This window comes from Streptomyces sp. Qhu_M48, assembly GCF_051305195.1.
Taxonomy (GTDB): domain Bacteria; phylum Actinomycetota; class Actinomycetes; order Streptomycetales; family Streptomycetaceae; genus Streptomyces.
Map to the genome: position 1 here is coordinate 4890331 of NZ_CP195432.1, position 15780 is coordinate 4906110.

A 15780-nucleotide genomic window follows, 5' to 3' on the forward strand; every position below is an offset into this window, starting at 1 on the left:
TTCGGCGGACCTCATCGGCCCGGGCGGACCCGGGTCGGGTTCGGCGGGCCCGCTCGGGCTCAGCGTTCCAGGACCAGCGCGATGCCCTGGCCGACACCGATGCAGAGGGCGGCGAGGCCCGTGCCCGAGCCCGCGGCCGCCAGCTGGTGCGCCACCGATCCGGCGAGCCGGGCGCCCGAGGCCCCGAGCGGGTGACCGATGGCGACCGCTCCGCCGCGCGGGTTCACGATCTCGGGGTCGAGTTCCGGCCATTCCGCGAGGCAGCCGAGCGACTGTGCCGCGAAGGCCTCGTTGAGCTCGAAGGTCCGCAGGTCGGCGAAGGAGCGTCCCGCCTTCTCCAGCGCGCGCCGGACCGCCTCGACCGGGCCGAGGCCGAAGAGCTGGGGCTCGATGCCGGTCACGGCGGAGGCGCGGATCCGTGCGAGCGGCTCCCGGCCGGTCTCGCGCAGCCCATCCTCGTCGACGAGGAGCAGGGCCGCGGCCCCGTCGTTGAGCGGCGAGGAGTTGCCCGCCGTGACGGTGCCGCCCTCGGCGCGGAAGGAGGGCTTCAGCTTGGCGAGGGCCTCGATGGAGGTGGAGTCGCGGATGCACTCGTCCCGGCCGAGCTCGACCCCCGGGTAGGGCACGACCTCGTCGTCGTACAGCCCCTTCGCCCAGGCCTCGGCGGCCTTGCGGTGACTGGCGAGGGCGAAGGCGTCCTGCTGCTCCCGGGTGAGGGCGTGCTTGTCCGCGATCAGCTCCGCGCCCTCGCCGAGCGCGACCGTCCACTCGGCGGGCATGCGCGGGTTGGTCATGCGCCAGCCGAGGGTCGTCGAGTGGAGCTGCTGGTGGCCGGCCGGGAAGGCCCGCTCGGGCTTCTGCAGGACCCAGGGGGCGCGGGACATCGACTCGACGCCGCCGGCGATCGCCACGGAGGCGTCGCCGAGGGCGACCGCGCGGGCCGCCTGGATGACGGCTTCGAGGCCGGAGCCGCAGAGGCGGTTGACGGTGACGCCGGGGACGGAGACGGGCAGCCCGGCGAGCAGCACGGCCATCCGCGCCACGTCGCGGTTGTCCTCGCCCGCGCCGTTGGCGTCGCCGAAGTACACGTCGTCGACGCGGGCCGGGTCGAGCGCGGGCGAACGGTCCACGAGGGCCCGGACGACGTGCGCCGCGAGGTCGTCGGGGCGGACCGGGGCGAGGGCGCCCCCGAACTTCCCGATCGGGGTGCGGACGGCGTCGACGATGTAGACGTCGCGGATGCTCATCGGTTCTCTCCCACGTGACCTTCGGAACGACTCTGTCCGCCCGGTGAAAAGGCTTTCGCCCGAGCGCGCGGCCCGGGAGCCCGGCTCGGGTGCGCGCGCAGAGTCTCCGTCCCGGGGTCCGCCGTGTCAACGGGCCGTCTCGGGACACGGGACGGGGAAGGGCATGGAGGGGGCGGAGGCGAGACCCCCGGGGAGGGGATACGAGGGACTGCGGGGCAGGCAGGGGAAGTGCGGCCCCGGGTGAGGCACGGGACGGCGGGGTCGGCAGGGGAAGGGCACCCGGGTCAGGCACGGGACTGCCGGACAGGCAGGGAAAGGACGCCTTGGGGCAGGCCCGGGACGGCGGGGCAAGGCAAGCGGAGGGCTCCCCGGGTCAGGCCCGGGACGGCGGACGGACGAGGGCCGTCAGGCCGTAGTCGAGCTCGCGCCCGTCGACGAGCAGCGCCTCGACCGTCCGCGTCTCCGGGTCGATGTCGGCCCTGAGACCGTGCCCCTCGTAGATCGGGTAGCCCGACTCGCCCTGCCGCCCGGTGGCCTCGACGACCGCCGAACGGACCGCGCTGTCCGTCACGGAGGCATCGCCCCGGTCCAGGACGTGCGAGGGGACCAGCAGGATCTCGAAACGCTTCGGAACTGTGCTCATGGTCCCGACGCTAAGCGTTCAGCTGGACTCCCGCCGGACGACCCGCGAGGCGAGCAGCTCACGGCTGCGGGGCGGGGTCTCCGGTTCCCGTACGGCCCGGTCGACCAGCTCCGCCAGCTCGCGGCCGAGGACCATGTCGATCTGTACGGTGCTGAGCCGGGGCCGCAGGAGCCGGCCGAGGAGCAGATCGTCGGCACCGACGACGGCGGTCTCCCCCGGCACCGCGACACCCGCGTCCTGGAGCGCCCGCATCAGGAGCATCGCGTACTCGTCGTTGTAGGCGAAGACCCCGTCGAGGCCCAGCTCGCGCCAGCGGGCCGCGAGCGCGTGCGCCGAATCCTCCTCGTACCGCAGGGGCAGGGGGACGACGGTGGCGTCGGTGCCCTCGACCGCGCGCCGGGCGCCGTCGAGCCGGGGGCCGGAGAACATCGCGAGGCCCGGCTCCTCGGGGATGACGACGCCGATCCGACGCCGGCCGCTCTCCACGAGGTGGGCGGTGGCCACCTCGCCCACCCGCCCCTGGTCCATGACGAGCGCGTGGGCTCCCTCCACCTCCTGGGTGCCGAGGGTGATCACGGCCCGCGCCCCGGACCGCTTGAGGATCTCCACGCCCTGTCCGGTGAGCCGGACCTCGCCGAGCGAGACCACGGCCACGGGCCGGAGCTCGGCCCAGGCGCGGGCGGCCTCCTCGGCCTCCAGGCCGACGCTGCCGTACTGGACCACCGTGTAGTCGAGGCGCCGCAGGGCCCACTGGAACTCGTTGAAGAACTGGCTGTACAGCGGCCCGACGGGGACGTGGGAGGTGGGCAGCAGCACCATCCGGCTGTGGCCGGCGCGCAGGCTGCGGGCGGCGGCGTGGGGCACGTACCCGAGTTCCTCGGCCGCTTCGCGCACCCGGCGGCGGGTGGGCTCGCTGATGCGGACGGCCGAGGTGTTGTTCAGGACGTACGAGACGGTGGCCCGGGAGACGCCCGCGAGGCGGGCGACGTCGGCGCTGGTCGGGACCGTGCGCCCGGTGGGGCGTTCGGGGGTCTGTTCGGTTGGCTGGCTCATCGCTTCGGCATCTTTCCAGAACGATCCCGCACGGGGTCTGGCGGATGGCCGGAATCGAGTGCTACACAATGCTCACACGTGTCACTGACACGTGTAAACACCTCCCGTTCGTTCCGCCTCTCGCCCCCTCGTCGGGCGATCCTCCCCAGGAGGGCACCGTGGCCCTTTCCTCCCCCGAGACCGGCTCGGATTCGGGATCCGGCACCGGATCCGACTCCGGCACCCCGTCCGGGACCCCCTCCGGATCCGACTCCGGCACCCCGTCCGGACCCGACTCCGGCTCCGCCTCCCGTGCGCCCGGCTCCCCCGCGGCCGCGCGGCCGACGCGTGGCCTGCTTCCCCTGCTCCTCGCCGGGAACACCGCGATGTACGCCCTGTACATCGGCGTCCCCGGCATGCTCCTCGCACTCCAGATCGAGGAGATCGACCCCGCCGGCAAGGTGGCGAACTTCGGCCTCGTCTCCGGCATATCCGCGATCTTCGCCACCGTCTTCAACCCCGTCGCGGGCGCCCTCTCGGACCGCTCGGGCCGCCGCAACCCGTGGATCCTCGCCGGCGGCCTGCTCGCCGTCCCCGTGATGCTGCTCCTCGGCAGCGTCCACACCATCCTGCTCGTCACCATCGCCTGGTGCCTGGGGCAGGCCGTCATGAACGTCTACCAGGCGGCCCTGACCTCCGTGGTACCCGACCGGGTGCCACTGGCCGCCCGCGGCAAGGCCTCGGCGGCCGTCGGACTCGGGCTGCCCGTCGGCTCGACGATCGGCGCCCTCGTCGGCGCCGCGTTCTCCGAGGACTACCGCACCGGCTACCTCGTCTTCGGCGCGGTCATCGCGGCCACCGCCGTGCTGTTCACCACCTGCGCCCGCGAGCGGCGCATGCCGGCCAAGGCCCCGCTGCCGGTGCGGGAGCAGATCGCGGCCTTCGGCGGCGCTCTGAAGGACCACGACTTCCGCTGGGCCTTCATCGGCCGCGCCCTGCTGGTCCTCGGCTACTTCGCGGTGGCCGGATTCCAGCTGTACATCCTCAAGGACCACACCGACCTGCCCGCCGGGCTGAGCCCCGAGGAGGCGGTGGCGATCCTCATGCCGCTCACCTCGGTCGCCATGGTGGTCTCCACCGTGCTCGGCGGCTGGCTCTCGGACCGGTTCGACCGGCGCAAGCTCTTCGTCGGCGCCTCGGCGGCGCTCGCCGCCGCGGCCCTGCTCATCCCGGCCGTCTCGACGAGCTGGGCGGCGATGCTGGCCTTCGCCGCCGTCAACGGACTCGGCTTCGGCTGTTACATGGCCGTCGACACCGCCCTGGTGACCATGGTGTTGCCGAAGGCCGAGGACGCGGCCCGTGACATGGGCGTCCTCAACGTCGCCAACGCGGGCCCGCAGATCGTCGCCCCCTTCGTGGCCTCGCTCGTCGTCTCGCTGAGTGGCGGGTACACGGCGCTGTTCCTGATCGCGGCCGTACTGTCGGTACTCGGCGCACTCGCCGTGCGCCCCATCCGCAGCGTGCGCTGACCCCCGGTCGGCGCGCGCAGACCACCGTCAGAGAGGCGGCATCGTGCGCCTGCACACCACCACCTGGGGATCCGGTGACCGGATCGCCCTCCTCGTCCACGGCATCATGGCCGACCACCGCACGTGGCGGCGGGTCGGACCGGCGCTGGCGGAGCGCGGCTACCGGGTGCTCGCGGTGGACCTTCGGGGGCACGGGGTGAGCGGGCGGGCCGCCGGGCCGGAGGGGTACCGGCCGGAGGACTATGCCGACGATCTCGTCGAAACCCTTCCGGCCGGGGCCGAGTTGGCCGTCGGGCACTCGCTCGGCGGCCTCGTCCTCGCCCACGCCCTGGAGCGGCTGAAGCCGGTCCGCGCGGTCTACTCCGACCCGGCCTGGCACTTGAGCGCGGGCCCCGCCGGCTACCGGGCCGAGCTCTTCGTCCGGGGCAAGTCACTGACCAGGGAGCAGATCAGGAGCTTCAACCCCGGCTGGGCGGATGAGGACCTCGACACCGAGATGGAGGCGGTACGCCTCTGGGACGAGCGATCGGCCTACGGTCTGTTGGAGTTCGTGGGGGCCGACCTGTGGCCGGCCCGCGCCACCGTCCCCTCCCTGGTCACCCTCGCCGACCCGAGCACGCTGGTCCCGCCCGACGCCGCCCGCATGCTGGAGGAGCGTGGATTCACCGTCCGTACGGTGGCCAGGTCGGGTCACACCATCCACCGGGACGACTTCGACGGGTTCATCTCCGCCCTGGAGGGCTGGATCTGACGTACCGTTCGGTCATGGACGACGCGTCGATGGACTCCTCGATGGTGGGACTGCTCGGCCGGGTGACGGGCACCGTCGGGCCCGGTCTCGTCGGTGAGGTGATCGTCCGGATCCGGGGCGGTGCCGAGCACTTCCTCGCCCATCCGGCCGCGCCGAAGGAACGGATCGATGTCGGAACGGTCGTGATGGTCATGGAACATCTCCCTCCACGCACCGTCTATGTCACAGCCGCGTACGACAGTTGACCGAGCCGTTGAGTGGCGCCCGTCACAGGCGCACACTCCCCTCACCGGATCCACGTCGGCTCCGGTGAAGGGGGATCAGGCCCATGGGCATCGGCATCCTGGCGGGGGTCGTCGTCGGCGCCTTCGTCGTTCTCGTCGCTGTGTTCAAAATGATGTGGCGTGTCGCGGAACCCAACGAGGCGCTCATCATCTCCGGTTCCAACCACAAGAACGAGGCTCTCGGCGCGGGCATGGGGTTCCGCATCGTCACCGGCCGCGGCACGCTCGTGCTGCCCGGTGTCCAGGCGGTCCGCAAGCTCTCGCTCGACCTCAACGAGACTCAGCTGTCCGTCGAGTGCGTCACGCATCAGGGCATTCCGCTCAAGGTCCGCGGTGTGGTGATCTTCAAGGTCGGTGACGACTTCGTGTCGATCGCCAACGCGGCGCGCCGTTTCCTCGATCAGCAGAAGCTGATGTCGGAGCGGGTGCACATCGTCTTCGCCGGTCATCTCCGCGCCATCGTCGGCGGGTTGACGGTGGAGGACATGATCCGTGACCGGGAGAAGCTGACCGGGCAGGCCCGTTCGGCCTGTGGCACGGAGATGGAGAAGCTCGGCCTGATCGTCGACTCCTTGCAGATCCACGAGATCGAGGATCCGACCGGGTACATCAAGAACCTGGCCGCCCCGCACGCGGCCGCCGTCACGCGGGACGCGCGGATCGCGCAGGCCGAGGCGAACCGGCGGGCGACCGAGGCCGAACAGCAGGCCGCGGCGCGCATGTCGGAGGCGACCCGCGACAGCGAGATCCTCCAGGCGGGCTACCAGGCCGAGCGGGACCAGGCCTCCGCGCGGGCCCGGCAGGCCGGTCCGCTGGCCGAGGCCGCCTCGCGCCAGGAGGTCGTGGTCCAGGAGACCCGGGTCGCCGAGCTGGAGGGACACCGCAAGGAGCAGCAGCTCCAGGCGGAGGTCCGCAAGCCGGCCGACGCGATGGCGTACGAGACCCGGACGCTGGCCGCGGCCGAGCGCGACGCCCGGATCTCGGCGGCCGAGGCCGAGGCGAAGGAGACGGAGCTGGCGAGCGCGGCCCTGGCGACCGCGACCCGGCTCACGGGCGAGGCGGAGGCGGCGGCGCAGCACGCGAAGGGGCTCGCGGTCGCCGAGGCGACCCGGGCGAAGGGTCTGGCGGAGGCCGAGGCGATCAAGGCCCGTGCGGCGGCGCTGGCGGAGAACCAGGAGGCCGTGGTCGCCCAGCAGCTGGCCGAGAAGTGGCCCGAGATCGTCTCGGCGGGCGCGTCGGCGTTCGGGAACGTGGACCAGATGGTGCTCCTGAACGGCGCCGACGGCATGGCGGACGTCTTCGCCAAGGCGCTGACCATGGGCGGGACCGGGCTCGGTCTGGCCCGGCAGCTGCTCTCCACGATGAACCCGGGGGCTCAGGAGCGGCTCGGCACCGGGGTGCCGCCGGCGCCCCGGGGGGCGGAGGCCGGCGTCGAGATCACGGTCGGCGACAAGGAGTAGCGGTCCCGGCGGTGAGGGAGGGGCCCGGCGCCGTGACGGCGCCGGGCCCCTTCCGCGTATCCCTGTCGACCCCGTCCCCCGCTCGGCTCAGTTGTGGCCGAACTTCCGTTCCTTGCGGTGTGAGGAGTGCTCCACGAGCGGCATCGAGGGCTCCGGCCGGGGAACCGCCGTGCTCTGTTCCTTCGTGGCCGCCTCGGTGCGGTGCTCATGGCCGCCGGTACGGGCTCCCCGGTTCGTCCGGGTCTGTTTCTTGCCCACGATGGTGCCTCCCGTGCGGAGTCTCGGACGATGGTCCGTGTCTCCTCAGCCTGTCACGGGGGTGCGGGGGCCGCATGTCAGGCGGCGGTCGCCCCGACGACCCGGTCGAAGGCGGCCAGGGTGGGCGTGCCCTTGGCGCGGTCCAGGACGGCGAAGACGATCTCCTCGAAGTGGCCGGCGAAGCGTCCGTCCCCGGTGAGCAGGGCCGTGAACGCGCCGGCGACCTGCTCCGGGTCGTTCTGGAAGACGCCGCAGCCCCAGGCGCCGAGCACGAGCCGCCGGTAGCCCGACGCGGCGGCCGTCTCCATGACCCGTTCGGCGCGGGCGGCGAGGGCGGCGGGCAGGTCGCCGACGCGGTCGGGGGTGCGGCGGCGCACGACGCCCGCGTTGGGGGCGGGCGAGGTGAGGAAGCCGACGGTGAAGGGTTCGGCGAGGAGGCCGCCGCGGTCGTCGCGGAAGACGGGTACGCGAGGCGAGTGGATGACCCGGTCGGTGTAGAAGACGTCCCGTTCCTCGCGGTGGTGGGCGTAGTAGGCGGGGGCGCGGAGCAGGGTGGTGTGGAGGGCGGAGGACCGGCAGAGGGCCTCCTCCTGCGCCTGGGCGCCGTTGAGGTAGCCGCCGCCGGGGTTGCGTGCGGAGGCGAAGTTCAGGACGGCCACCGGACGGTCCGCGTCGGCGCGGGTCATCCTGCGGGCGGCTTCCAGACTGCTCTCGCCGGTGACGACGAGGGTGGGCGTCCGGTCGGTGTCGGGGGTGACCGTGACGGGTCCGGGGCCGTGGAGGCGGGTTCCGGCCAGGGCGGCGGTCAGGTCCTCGGTGAGCGAGACGGTCCGGCCGTCCGGGGCCCGGTAGCGGCCCGCGGCCACGATCTCCTCGGTCTGCCGCGCGATCGCGCGCAGTCGTGCACTCATGGGCTCAGGATGATCGTCCCCTCTCGGCCGCCACAACGGGTTTTCCCGGCCATGTCGCCGAGCCCCGGGGTTCCGTGCCGGCTTTCGCGGGCAGCCGGTGAGGCAGGCCGTTTCGGTCGGGCGGGTGCACGGGGGGCGCGTCCGGCGGGCCGGGGGCGCTCTTGCACGCCGCTCGGCAGTGGCTTTAGGTGGAGACAACGACTCTCCGGGAGCAGTCCCGATGACCAGGAGGTGCACGGATGTCGTCGAGCGGCATACCGCGTGGCGGCCCCCCTCTCACCGTGAGGGAGGCGGAGGACCTGCTGCGATGTATCTGCTTCAAGACCGGCCCGCCCCGTACCGTCGGGGTCGAGCTGGAGTGGCTCGTCCACGAGCTGCGTGACCCCCGCGTCCCCGTGCGGACGCCGAGGCTCGCGGCGGCCCTCGACACCGTGCGGTCCCTGCCGCTGGTGTCGTCCCTCACCTTCGAACCCGGTGGGCAGCTGGAGCTCAGCTCGCGCCCGGCCGGATCGCTCATGGAGTGCCTCGACTCGCTCGCCACCGACCTGCGGGCGGTGCGGTCGACGCTCGGCCGGCTCGGTCTGACCCTCAGCGGGTACGGGGTGGATCCCTGGCACGCGCCGCGCGGCCGGGTGCTCCACGAACCGCGGTACGACGCGATGGAGGCCGCGCTCGACCGGACGGGCCCGGCGGGGCGGGCGATGATGCGCGAGTCGGCCTCGGTGCAGATCTGTCTCGACGCCGGTCTGGAGGAGCCCGGTCCGCTCGGCTACCACCGGCGCTGGCAGCTCTCCCATCTCGTGGGCGCGGTGCTCGTGGCCGCCTTCGCCAACTCCCCGCTGCACGGGGGCCGGCGCACGGGCTGGCGCTCGACGCGGCAGTCGCTGTGGGCGGATCTCGACCCGCTGCGGGCCCTCGCGCCCCCGCAGGACGGAGAGCCTCGCGCGCGGTGGGCGGCGCACGTCCTGGACACCCCGGTGATGTGCGTACGGATGGAGGAGGGGCCGTGGCCGGTGCCGGAGGGGCTGACCTTCCGCGACTGGCTGCGTACGGGCCTTCCCCGGCCCGCCGACGCCGACGACCTGCGGTACCACATGACGACACTCTTCCCGCCGGTGCGTCCGCGCGGTCATCTGGAGCTGCGGATGGTCGACGCGCAGCCCGGCCTGGACGGCTGGATGGTGCCGGTGGCGGTGACGACGGCGGTGTTCGACGACTCGGAGGCCGCCGAGACCGTGTACCGGGCGGTGAAGCCGCTCGCCGAGCGCGCCGGGCCGGGTCCCGCGCCGCGCAATCCGCTGTGGCTCGCGGCGGCCCGTGACGGCCTCGCCGACCCCGAGCTGCACGCCGCCGCGCGCGCCGTGTTCTCGTCCGCCCTGGAGGCGCTGCCCCGGATCGGGGCGAGCGACGAGGTGCGGCGGGCGGTCGCCGCGTACCACGAGCGGTACGTGCTCCCCGGGAGCTGCCCGGCCGACGACTTCGAGGCGGTGACGTCATGACGACGACGGAGACGGGGCCCCGGAACGATCCGGAGGCCCTGCGCCGGCGGGCCCTGGAGGCGCTGACCGTCGCACGGGACCGTACGGCGCTGCTGACCTCCTGCGTCGAGGACGGCGAACTCACCGCCCAGCACTCCCCCTTGATGTCGCCGCTGGTCTGGGACCTGGCGCACATCGGCAACCAGGAGGAGCAGTGGCTGTGGCGGGCCGTCGCGGGGCAGGAGGCGCTGCGGCCCGAGATCGACTCGCTGTACGACGCCTTCGAGCACTCACGGGCCAGCCGTCCGTCGCTGCCGCTGCTCGCGCCGGGCGAGGCCCGCGCCTACGCGGCGGACGTACGGCTCCGGGTCCTGGACGTGTTGGAGAGCGCCCGGTTCGAGGGGCGGCCGCTGCTCGACGCCGCCTTCGCGTTCGGCATGATCGCGCAGCACGAACAGCAGCACGATGAGACGATGCTGATCACCCATCAGCTGAGGAGGGGGCCGGTCGCGCTGACCGCTCCCCCGCCGCCGGCTCCGCGGACCGGTCCGCTGCCCGCCGACGTCCTCGTCCCCGGGGGCCCGTTCACGATGGGCACCTCGGACGAGCCGTGGGCCCTCGACAACGAGCGTCCGGCGCACCCCCGGACCGTGCCCGCCTTCCGCATCGACACCACTCCGGTCACCAACGGCGCCTATCTGGCCTTCATGGCCGAGGGCGGGTACACGGACCGGCGCTGGTGGCGGCCCGAGGGCTGGGCGCAGATCAGGGAGCACGGCATCGCGGCGCCGCTGTTCTGGCGCCGGGACGGCGCCCAGTGGCTGCGCCGCCGGTTCGGGGTGACGGAGCCGGTCCCCGAGGACGAGCCGGTCGTGCACGTGAGCTGGTACGAGGCGGACGCCTACGCCCGCTGGGCGGGCCGGCGGCTGCCGACCGAGGCGGAGTGGGAGAAGGCCGCCCGGTACGACCCGGTGTCCGGGCGCTCGCGGCGCTATCCGTGGGGCGACGCCGACCCGGGGCCCGCGCACGCCAACCTGAGCCAGCGGCACCTGCGTCCGGCGGCGGCGGGCAGCTATCCGGAGGGTGCCTCGCCGCTGGGCGTACGGCAGCTGATCGGTGACGTGTGGGAGTGGACGGCGAGCGACTTCCTGCCGTATCCGGGCTTCACGGCCTTCCCGTACAAGGAGTACTCGGAGGTGTTCTTCGGGCCGGAGCACAAGGTGCTCCGGGGCGGGTCGTTCGCGGTGGACGCGGTCGCCTGCCGGGGCACCTTCCGGAACTGGGACCTGCCGGTGCGGCGGCAGATCTTCTCCGGCTTCCGCACGGCACGCGACGCGGAGCTGGGCTGATGTGCCGCCATGTCGCCTTCCTCGGCGAGCCGGTGGCGCTCGGGGAGCTGCTGGTGAAGCCGGAGCACGGCCTGCTGCGGCAGTCCTGGGACCCCCGGACGCAGAGCAGCGGTGTGGTGAACGCCGACGGCTTCGGGGTGGGCTGGTACGCGGAGGGCGATCCGGTCCCCGCGCGCTACCGGCGGGCGGCCCCCATCTGGGGCGACCTGTCCTTCGCGGACCTCGCCCGGGTGGTGCGCTCCGGGGCACTGCTCGCGGCGGTCCGGGGCGCCACGCTGCCGGGCGCCGACGGGGAGGCGGCGGCGGCTCCGTTCGCCGCCGGGCCCTGGCTGTTCAGCCACAACGGCGCGGTCGAGGACTGGCCCGGCTCCCTGGAGCCGCTCGCCGGGACGCTGTCGGCCGGCGAGCTCCTCCGCGTCGAGGCCCGCACCGACTCGGCGCTGCTCTGGGCGCTCGTCCTGCACCGGCTGCGGTCCGGCGACGCGCCGGGCCCCGCCCTGGCCGACACGGTGCGGGAGGCCGCCGAGGCGGCCCCCGGCTCCCGGCTGAACCTGCTGCTCACCGACGGTTCGCTGATCGCCGCGACCGCCTGGGAGAACAGCCTCTGGTACCTGACGGGTCCCGACCGGGTGGTCGTGGCCTCCGAACCCTACGACGACGATCCGCGCTGGCGAGAGGTTCCCGAGCGCACGCTCGTGACCGCCACCCGCGCCGACGTCACCCTCACCCCGCTCAAGGAGCCCTCCGCGTGAGCCCGTTCCAGCTGACCCGCACCCTCGCCGCGGACGCCGCCGGCGCCGACCTGCGCGCCGACGTCCTCCACGGACTGGGCCGCTCCCCCAAGGAGCTGCCGCCGAAGTGGTTCTACGACGCCCGGGGCAGCGACCTCTTCGAGGAGATCACCCGGCTGCCCGAGTACTATCCGACGCGGGCCGAGCGGGAGATCCTGGCCGAGCGGGCGCCGGAGATCGCCGCCGCCACCGGGGCAAGGACCCTGGTGGAGCTGGGTTCCGGCTCCTCGGAGAAGACCCGGTTCCTGATCGACGCCCTGCTCCCGGGGCTCGAAAGCTACGTGCCGGTGGACGTCAGCGAGTCCGCGCTGACCGGGGCGGCCGAGTCGCTGCTCGCCGAGCGGCCGGAGCTGCGGGTGCACGCGCTGGTCGCCGACTTCACCCGGGGGCTCGCGCTGCCGGGGACGCCGGGCCCGCGTCTGGTGGCCTTCCTCGGCGGCACCATCGGCAATCTGCTCCCCGGTGAGCGGAGCAGCTTCCTGCGCTCGGTGCGGGCGATGCTCACGCCGGGCGACGCCCTGCTGCTCGGCACGGACCTGGTGAAGGACGAGGCGACTCTCACGGCCGCCTACGATGACGCGGCCGGGGTGACGGCCGCCTTCAACAAGAACGTGCTGTCGGTGATCGACCGGGAGCTGGGCGCCGACTTCGATCCGGACGCCTTCGACCACGTGGCGGTGTGGGACCGCGAGCGGGAGTGGATCGAGATGCGGCTGCGGGCCCGCCGCGCGCTCACCGTGAAGATCCCAGAGCTGAATCTCGTGGTGCCCTTCGCGGCGGGCGAGGAGATGCGGACGGAGGTGTCCGCGAAGTTCCGTCAGGCGGGCGTACGGGCCGAACTGGCGGAGGCCGGCCTCGACCTGGACCGCTGGTGGACCGACGGCGGGGGAAGGTTCGCGGTGTCGCTCGCGACGGCCCGCTGAGCGGCTGCCGCGAGGGCACGCCGGTCCGGGTGCCGGGCCGCGGGAAAGGGCTCGCGGAGGCGTACGACGGCGGTGGGCCGGCGGGTGGTGACGACCCGCCACAGGGAGGTACCGAGCGGGTCGTCCCCGACGTACGCGGCGGCTCCGGTGGGCCGGTAGTCGATCCGTACCGGCTGCACGGCGCAGCCGGCGTCGAGGGCGGCCTGGAACGCGGCCGGCCGGAACCGCCCGCCGGCTCGTCCGCACCAGGTCGAGCCCTCCGGGAAGACGATCACCCGGCCGCCGCCGGCGAGCACCCCGGCCATCGCGCGGACGGTGCCGGGCAGAGCTCTGAGCCCGTCCCGGTCGATGAAGAGGGTGCCGCCGAGCGCGGCGACGGTGCCGAGGACGGGCCAGCGGCGCACCTCGGACTTGGCGACCATCCGGCCGGGCAGCACGGTCGCTATCAGCGGTATGTCGAGCCAGGAGACGTGGTTGGCGACCACGAGGAGCGGGCCGCCGCCCGGCTCGCCCTCGTACCGGACGTGGACGCCGAAGGCGCGGACCACCGCCCGCAGCCAGTGCCGGACGAGGGCGATCCGGACGGCGGTCGGGAGCAGGCCCGTGGCCGGGGCGAGCAGGACGCCGAGGACGACGGTGGCGAGTCCCGCGGCCAGCCGGGCCACGGCGCGGACGGATCCGGCCGCCCCAGCCGCCCCGGCCGCCCCGGGAGGCCGGTGCCCGGACGCGGGGTGGGCTGACGCGGGGTGGGCGGCTTCGGGGTGGGCGGCTTCGGGGTGGGCGGCGCAGCGGCCCGGGGTGCAGGGCGCCGTGGGGAGCCACGGCGACGGGGCCGTGGTCCCGTTCACCGCGCCGGGGCGAGCGAGAGGAAGTGCTTGAGGTAGCGCGGGTTGGTCCGGCGCAGGGAGAGCAGGACGTAGAGGTCGGCGACGCCGAAGTCGGGGTCGTGCGCGGGGGCGCCGCAGACCCAGGCGCCGAGCCGGAGGTAGCCGCGGAGCAGCGGCGGGAGTTCGGCGCGGCCCTCGGGGCGGGCGACGCCCTCGGAGTTCCACAGCCGGTGCGGGGTGACCCAGTACTCCTCGGGGGCGAGGTGCTTGGCCTTGACGGTGTCCCAGGTGGCGGCGGCGAGGGTGCCTCCGTCGGCGAGCGGCAGGGAGCAGCAGCCGGCGAGCCAGTTGTGGCCGGTGCTCGTCATGTAGCGGGCGAGTCCGGCCCAGATGAGGGCGATGACGGCGCCGTTGCGGTGGGCGGGGTGGACGCAGGAGCGGCCGACCTCCACCAGGTCGTGGCGGACGGGGGCGAGCCGGGTGAGGTCGAACTCGCTCTCGGAGTAGAGGCGCCCCGCGACGGCGGCCCGGTCGGGCGGCAGGAGGCGGTAGGTGCCGACGATCTCGCCGGTGGTCTCCTCCCGTACGAGGAGGTGGTCGCAGTACGCGTCGAAGGCGTCGGAGTCGAGGCCGGGCTCGGGTCCGTCGAGCCGGGCGCCGAGTTCGCCGGCGAAGACCTGGTGGCGCAGCCGCTGGGCGGCGCGGACGTCCTCCTGGTCGCGGGCGAGACCGACGACGTACCGGGGCGCGGGCTCCTCGGCCGGGGGCCGGGGGGCGGCGAGGGACGGGGGGACGGCGAGGGCCCGGGGCTGGGCGGGGACCTGCGGCGGGGCGGGGACGGCGAGCGTGGGGGTCGGTGCGGCCATGTCGGGCTCCTCCGGCGTACGGAAAAGAAAGGGGCGGGGCCGGGCCGTGAGCGGTGGCCCTGCTCCTTACTTCTTCCGTGACCGGCTGGATTCGACATGACCGTCCGGGGACTCGCGGGTGTGGAGGCGCTGAATGCTATTCGGCGAGGGTGTCCGTGATGGCGGTCGAGGCCTCCTTGGCGGCCTTCAGGGGGTCCTCGCCCTGGAGGACGGCCGTCATGTAGGGCTTGATGGGGTTGTCGGCCTCGACGTTCGCCCACTGCGGGGAGTTGGGGGTGGCCCGGCCGCGCGCGGCGCCCTTGGCCATGACGGCGGTGGCCTCCTGGCCGGCGACGACGGAGGCGAGGCCCTTCTTGTTGGGCACGTAGCCCATGGTGCGGGCGAGTTCGGTCTGCCACTTCTCGCCGGCGAGCGCCTTGACGACGTCGAGGGCGGCCCCGCGCTGGGGGGCGTTCTCCGGGATGATGAGGTCGGAGCCGCCGGTGAAGACGGCGCAGGGCTGGCCTGCCTTGGCGCCGGGTATCGGGAAGTAGCCGAGCTTGTCCTTGAGGCCCGGGTTGGCCTTGAGGATCGCGGCGACGGCGCCGGGCACGGCGATCAGCTGGGCCACGTCGCCCTTGGCGAAGACGTCGGCCTGCGGCGGGTTCTGCTCGTCGGCGTCCTTCGGTCCGGAGCCGAGGGACTGGAGCGCCTTGTAGTAGGCCATGCCGCGCAGGGCGGCCGAGCTCTCGAGCGCGCCGGTCCACGCGCCGCCCTTGTCGGTGGCGAGTTCGCCGCCCTCGTCCCAGATGAACCCCGCGAGGGTGTACCAGTCCTGTCCGGCGAGGTAGATGCCCTGGGAGCCGTTGCTGTTGAGCTTCTCGGTGTCGGCGAGCCACTCGGCGCGGGTGGCCGGGGGCTTGTCGATGCCGGCGTCGGCGAAGAGGTCCTTGTTGTAGATGACGATGCGGTTGGCCGCGTACCAGGGGATGCCGTACTGGGATCCGCCGATGCTGCCGGGCTCGGCGAGACCGGGCAGCCAGTCCTCGCTGCCGAGGTCGCGGACCGACTCCAGGGTGAGGTCGTAGAGCTTCTCGGTGTCGGCGTACTGGGCGACCTGGGTGTTGCCGACCTCGATGACGTCGGGTCCGCCGGAGCCCTGGATCGCCTCGGTGACCTTCTTCCCGATGCCGGTCCACTCCTGGATGGTGACCTGGAGGTCGACGCCGTCGTGCTCCTCCTCGTAGGCCTCGGTGAAGCGGTTGAGGAAGTCCTCGCTGACGCTGTCCCGCATGAGCCAGATGCTGACGGTCTTGGTCCCGCCTCCGCCGGGCAGCATCCCGCAGCCGGCGAGGGCGAGCGCGGTGACGGCTGCCAGTGGACAGGCGAGATGGCGGTTCTTCACGTGGGTCACCTTCTGCGGTTCAGCACAGGGTCGTGCGCATGGGGGGC

General features: G+C 73.7%; 16 protein-coding genes. 8 read left to right on the forward strand and 8 right to left on the reverse strand.

Annotated features, from left to right (window positions below):
* Positions 1-59: 59 nt before the first annotated feature.
* From ACRRSS_RS22105 to ACRRSS_RS22115, 3 genes are all read right to left on the reverse strand, one after another.
* Positions 60-1247: a thiolase family protein gene (locus tag ACRRSS_RS22105; RefSeq protein ID WP_435972858.1), complete on the reverse strand. Its 1188-nt coding sequence runs from the start codon at positions 1245-1247 to the stop codon at positions 60-62.
* A 373-nt stretch (positions 1248-1620) separates the two neighbouring features.
* Positions 1621-1890 carry a hypothetical protein gene (locus tag ACRRSS_RS22110; protein WP_435972859.1) on the reverse strand — a complete coding sequence of 90 codons (270 nt, stop codon included), beginning with the start codon at positions 1888-1890 and terminating at the stop codon, positions 1621-1623.
* An 18-nt stretch (positions 1891-1908) separates the two neighbouring features.
* Complete coding sequence (locus ACRRSS_RS22115; RefSeq protein WP_435972860.1) at positions 1909-2943, reverse strand: LacI family DNA-binding transcriptional regulator; 1035 nt, start codon at positions 2941-2943, stop codon at positions 1909-1911.
* A gap of 158 nt (positions 2944-3101) precedes the next feature.
* On the opposite strand from ACRRSS_RS22115, the gene ACRRSS_RS22120 reads away from it, so the two are divergent.
* From ACRRSS_RS22120 to ACRRSS_RS22135, 4 genes are all read left to right on the forward strand, one after another.
* Entirely contained in the window at positions 3102-4451 is a 1350-nt protein-coding gene (locus ACRRSS_RS22120; protein ID WP_435972861.1) for an MFS transporter, read from the forward strand.
* Positions 4452-4494: 43 nt separating this feature from the next.
* On the forward strand, positions 4495-5202 hold the full coding sequence (locus ACRRSS_RS22125) for an alpha/beta fold hydrolase (protein ID WP_435972862.1): 708 nt from the start codon (positions 4495-4497) through the stop codon (positions 5200-5202).
* A 14-nt stretch (positions 5203-5216) separates the two neighbouring features.
* A complete protein-coding gene (locus ACRRSS_RS22130; RefSeq protein WP_435972863.1) occupies positions 5217-5447 on the forward strand; it encodes a hypothetical protein in 231 nt (76 codons plus the stop codon).
* 83 nt (positions 5448-5530) lie between these two features.
* Positions 5531-6946, forward strand: coding sequence for a flotillin family protein (locus tag ACRRSS_RS22135; RefSeq protein ID WP_435972864.1), 1416 nt, complete (start codon positions 5531-5533; stop codon positions 6944-6946).
* An 87-nt stretch (positions 6947-7033) separates the two neighbouring features.
* Here the strand turns inward: ACRRSS_RS22135 and ACRRSS_RS22140 are convergent, their stop codons facing one another.
* Together ACRRSS_RS22140 and ACRRSS_RS22145 are read right to left on the reverse strand one after the other, a co-directional pair.
* Entirely contained in the window at positions 7034-7204 is a 171-nt protein-coding gene (locus ACRRSS_RS22140) for a hypothetical protein (protein ID WP_351908720.1), read from the reverse strand.
* A 77-nt stretch (positions 7205-7281) separates the two neighbouring features.
* Positions 7282-8115, reverse strand: coding sequence for a TIGR02452 family protein (locus ACRRSS_RS22145; RefSeq protein WP_435972865.1), 834 nt, complete (start codon positions 8113-8115; stop codon positions 7282-7284).
* A 239-nt stretch (positions 8116-8354) separates the two neighbouring features.
* Between ACRRSS_RS22145 and egtA the strand changes: the two genes are divergently transcribed.
* The 4 genes from egtA to egtD are packed head-to-tail and all read left to right on the forward strand — an operon-like array spanning position 8355 to position 12656.
* Entirely contained in the window at positions 8355-9614 is a 1260-nt protein-coding gene (gene egtA, locus ACRRSS_RS22150) for an ergothioneine biosynthesis glutamate--cysteine ligase EgtA (protein ID WP_435972866.1), read from the forward strand.
* Positions 9611-10942: an ergothioneine biosynthesis protein EgtB gene (egtB, locus tag ACRRSS_RS22155; RefSeq protein ID WP_435972867.1), complete on the forward strand. Its 1332-nt coding sequence runs from the start codon at positions 9611-9613 to the stop codon at positions 10940-10942. The genes egtA and egtB overlap by 4 nt, the downstream gene beginning before the upstream one ends.
* A complete protein-coding gene (gene egtC, locus ACRRSS_RS22160) occupies positions 10942-11694 on the forward strand; it encodes an ergothioneine biosynthesis protein EgtC (protein ID WP_435972868.1) in 753 nt (250 codons plus the stop codon). The genes egtB and egtC overlap by 1 nt, the downstream gene beginning before the upstream one ends.
* Complete coding sequence (gene egtD, locus ACRRSS_RS22165) at positions 11691-12656, forward strand: L-histidine N(alpha)-methyltransferase (protein WP_435972869.1); 966 nt, start codon at positions 11691-11693, stop codon at positions 12654-12656. The genes egtC and egtD overlap by 4 nt, the downstream gene beginning before the upstream one ends.
* Here the strand turns inward: egtD and ACRRSS_RS22170 are convergent.
* The 3 genes from ACRRSS_RS22170 to ACRRSS_RS22180 form a co-directional block, all read right to left on the reverse strand.
* Positions 12551-13504, reverse strand: a complete 954-nt coding sequence (locus ACRRSS_RS22170) for a lysophospholipid acyltransferase family protein (RefSeq protein WP_435972870.1) — start codon at positions 13502-13504, stop codon at positions 12551-12553. The two genes, egtD and ACRRSS_RS22170, sit on opposite strands and share 106 nt — an antisense overlap.
* The gene (locus ACRRSS_RS22175; RefSeq protein WP_435972871.1) at positions 13501-14349 is read right to left on the reverse strand and encodes a GNAT family N-acetyltransferase; all 849 of its coding nucleotides are present in this window, start codon (positions 14347-14349) and stop codon (positions 13501-13503) included. The genes ACRRSS_RS22170 and ACRRSS_RS22175 overlap by 4 nt, the downstream gene beginning before the upstream one ends.
* A gap of 136 nt (positions 14350-14485) precedes the next feature.
* A complete protein-coding gene (locus ACRRSS_RS22180) occupies positions 14486-15733 on the reverse strand; it encodes an extracellular solute-binding protein (RefSeq protein ID WP_435972872.1) in 1248 nt (415 codons plus the stop codon).
* Between the last annotated feature and the right edge of the window lie 47 nt (positions 15734-15780).

Bases quoted from the DNA above. Each gene is read 5' to 3' on its own strand.
- ACRRSS_RS22105 (WP_435972858.1), bottom strand. From the start codon at position 1,247: ATGAGCATCCGCGACGTCTACATCGTCGACGCCGTCCGCACCCCGATC.
- ACRRSS_RS22110 (WP_435972859.1), bottom strand. From the start codon at position 1,890: ATGAGCACAGTTCCGAAGCGTTTCGAGATCCTGCTGGTCCCCTCGCAC.
- ACRRSS_RS22115 (WP_435972860.1), bottom strand. From the start codon at position 2,943: ATGAGCCAGCCAACCGAACAGACCCCCGAACGCCCCACCGGGCGCACG.
- ACRRSS_RS22130 (WP_435972863.1), top strand. From the start codon at position 5,217: ATGGACGACGCGTCGATGGACTCCTCGATGGTGGGACTGCTCGGCCGG.
- ACRRSS_RS22135 (WP_435972864.1), top strand. From the start codon at position 5,531: ATGGGCATCGGCATCCTGGCGGGGGTCGTCGTCGGCGCCTTCGTCGTT.
- ACRRSS_RS22145 (WP_435972865.1), bottom strand. From the start codon at position 8,115: ATGAGTGCACGACTGCGCGCGATCGCGCGGCAGACCGAGGAGATCGTG.
- egtA (WP_435972866.1), top strand. From the start codon at position 8,355: ATGTCGTCGAGCGGCATACCGCGTGGCGGCCCCCCTCTCACCGTGAGG.
- egtB (WP_435972867.1), top strand. From the start codon at position 9,611: ATGACGACGACGGAGACGGGGCCCCGGAACGATCCGGAGGCCCTGCGC.
- egtC (WP_435972868.1), top strand. From the start codon at position 10,942: ATGTGCCGCCATGTCGCCTTCCTCGGCGAGCCGGTGGCGCTCGGGGAG.
- ACRRSS_RS22175 (WP_435972871.1), bottom strand. From the start codon at position 14,349: ATGGCCGCACCGACCCCCACGCTCGCCGTCCCCGCCCCGCCGCAGGTC.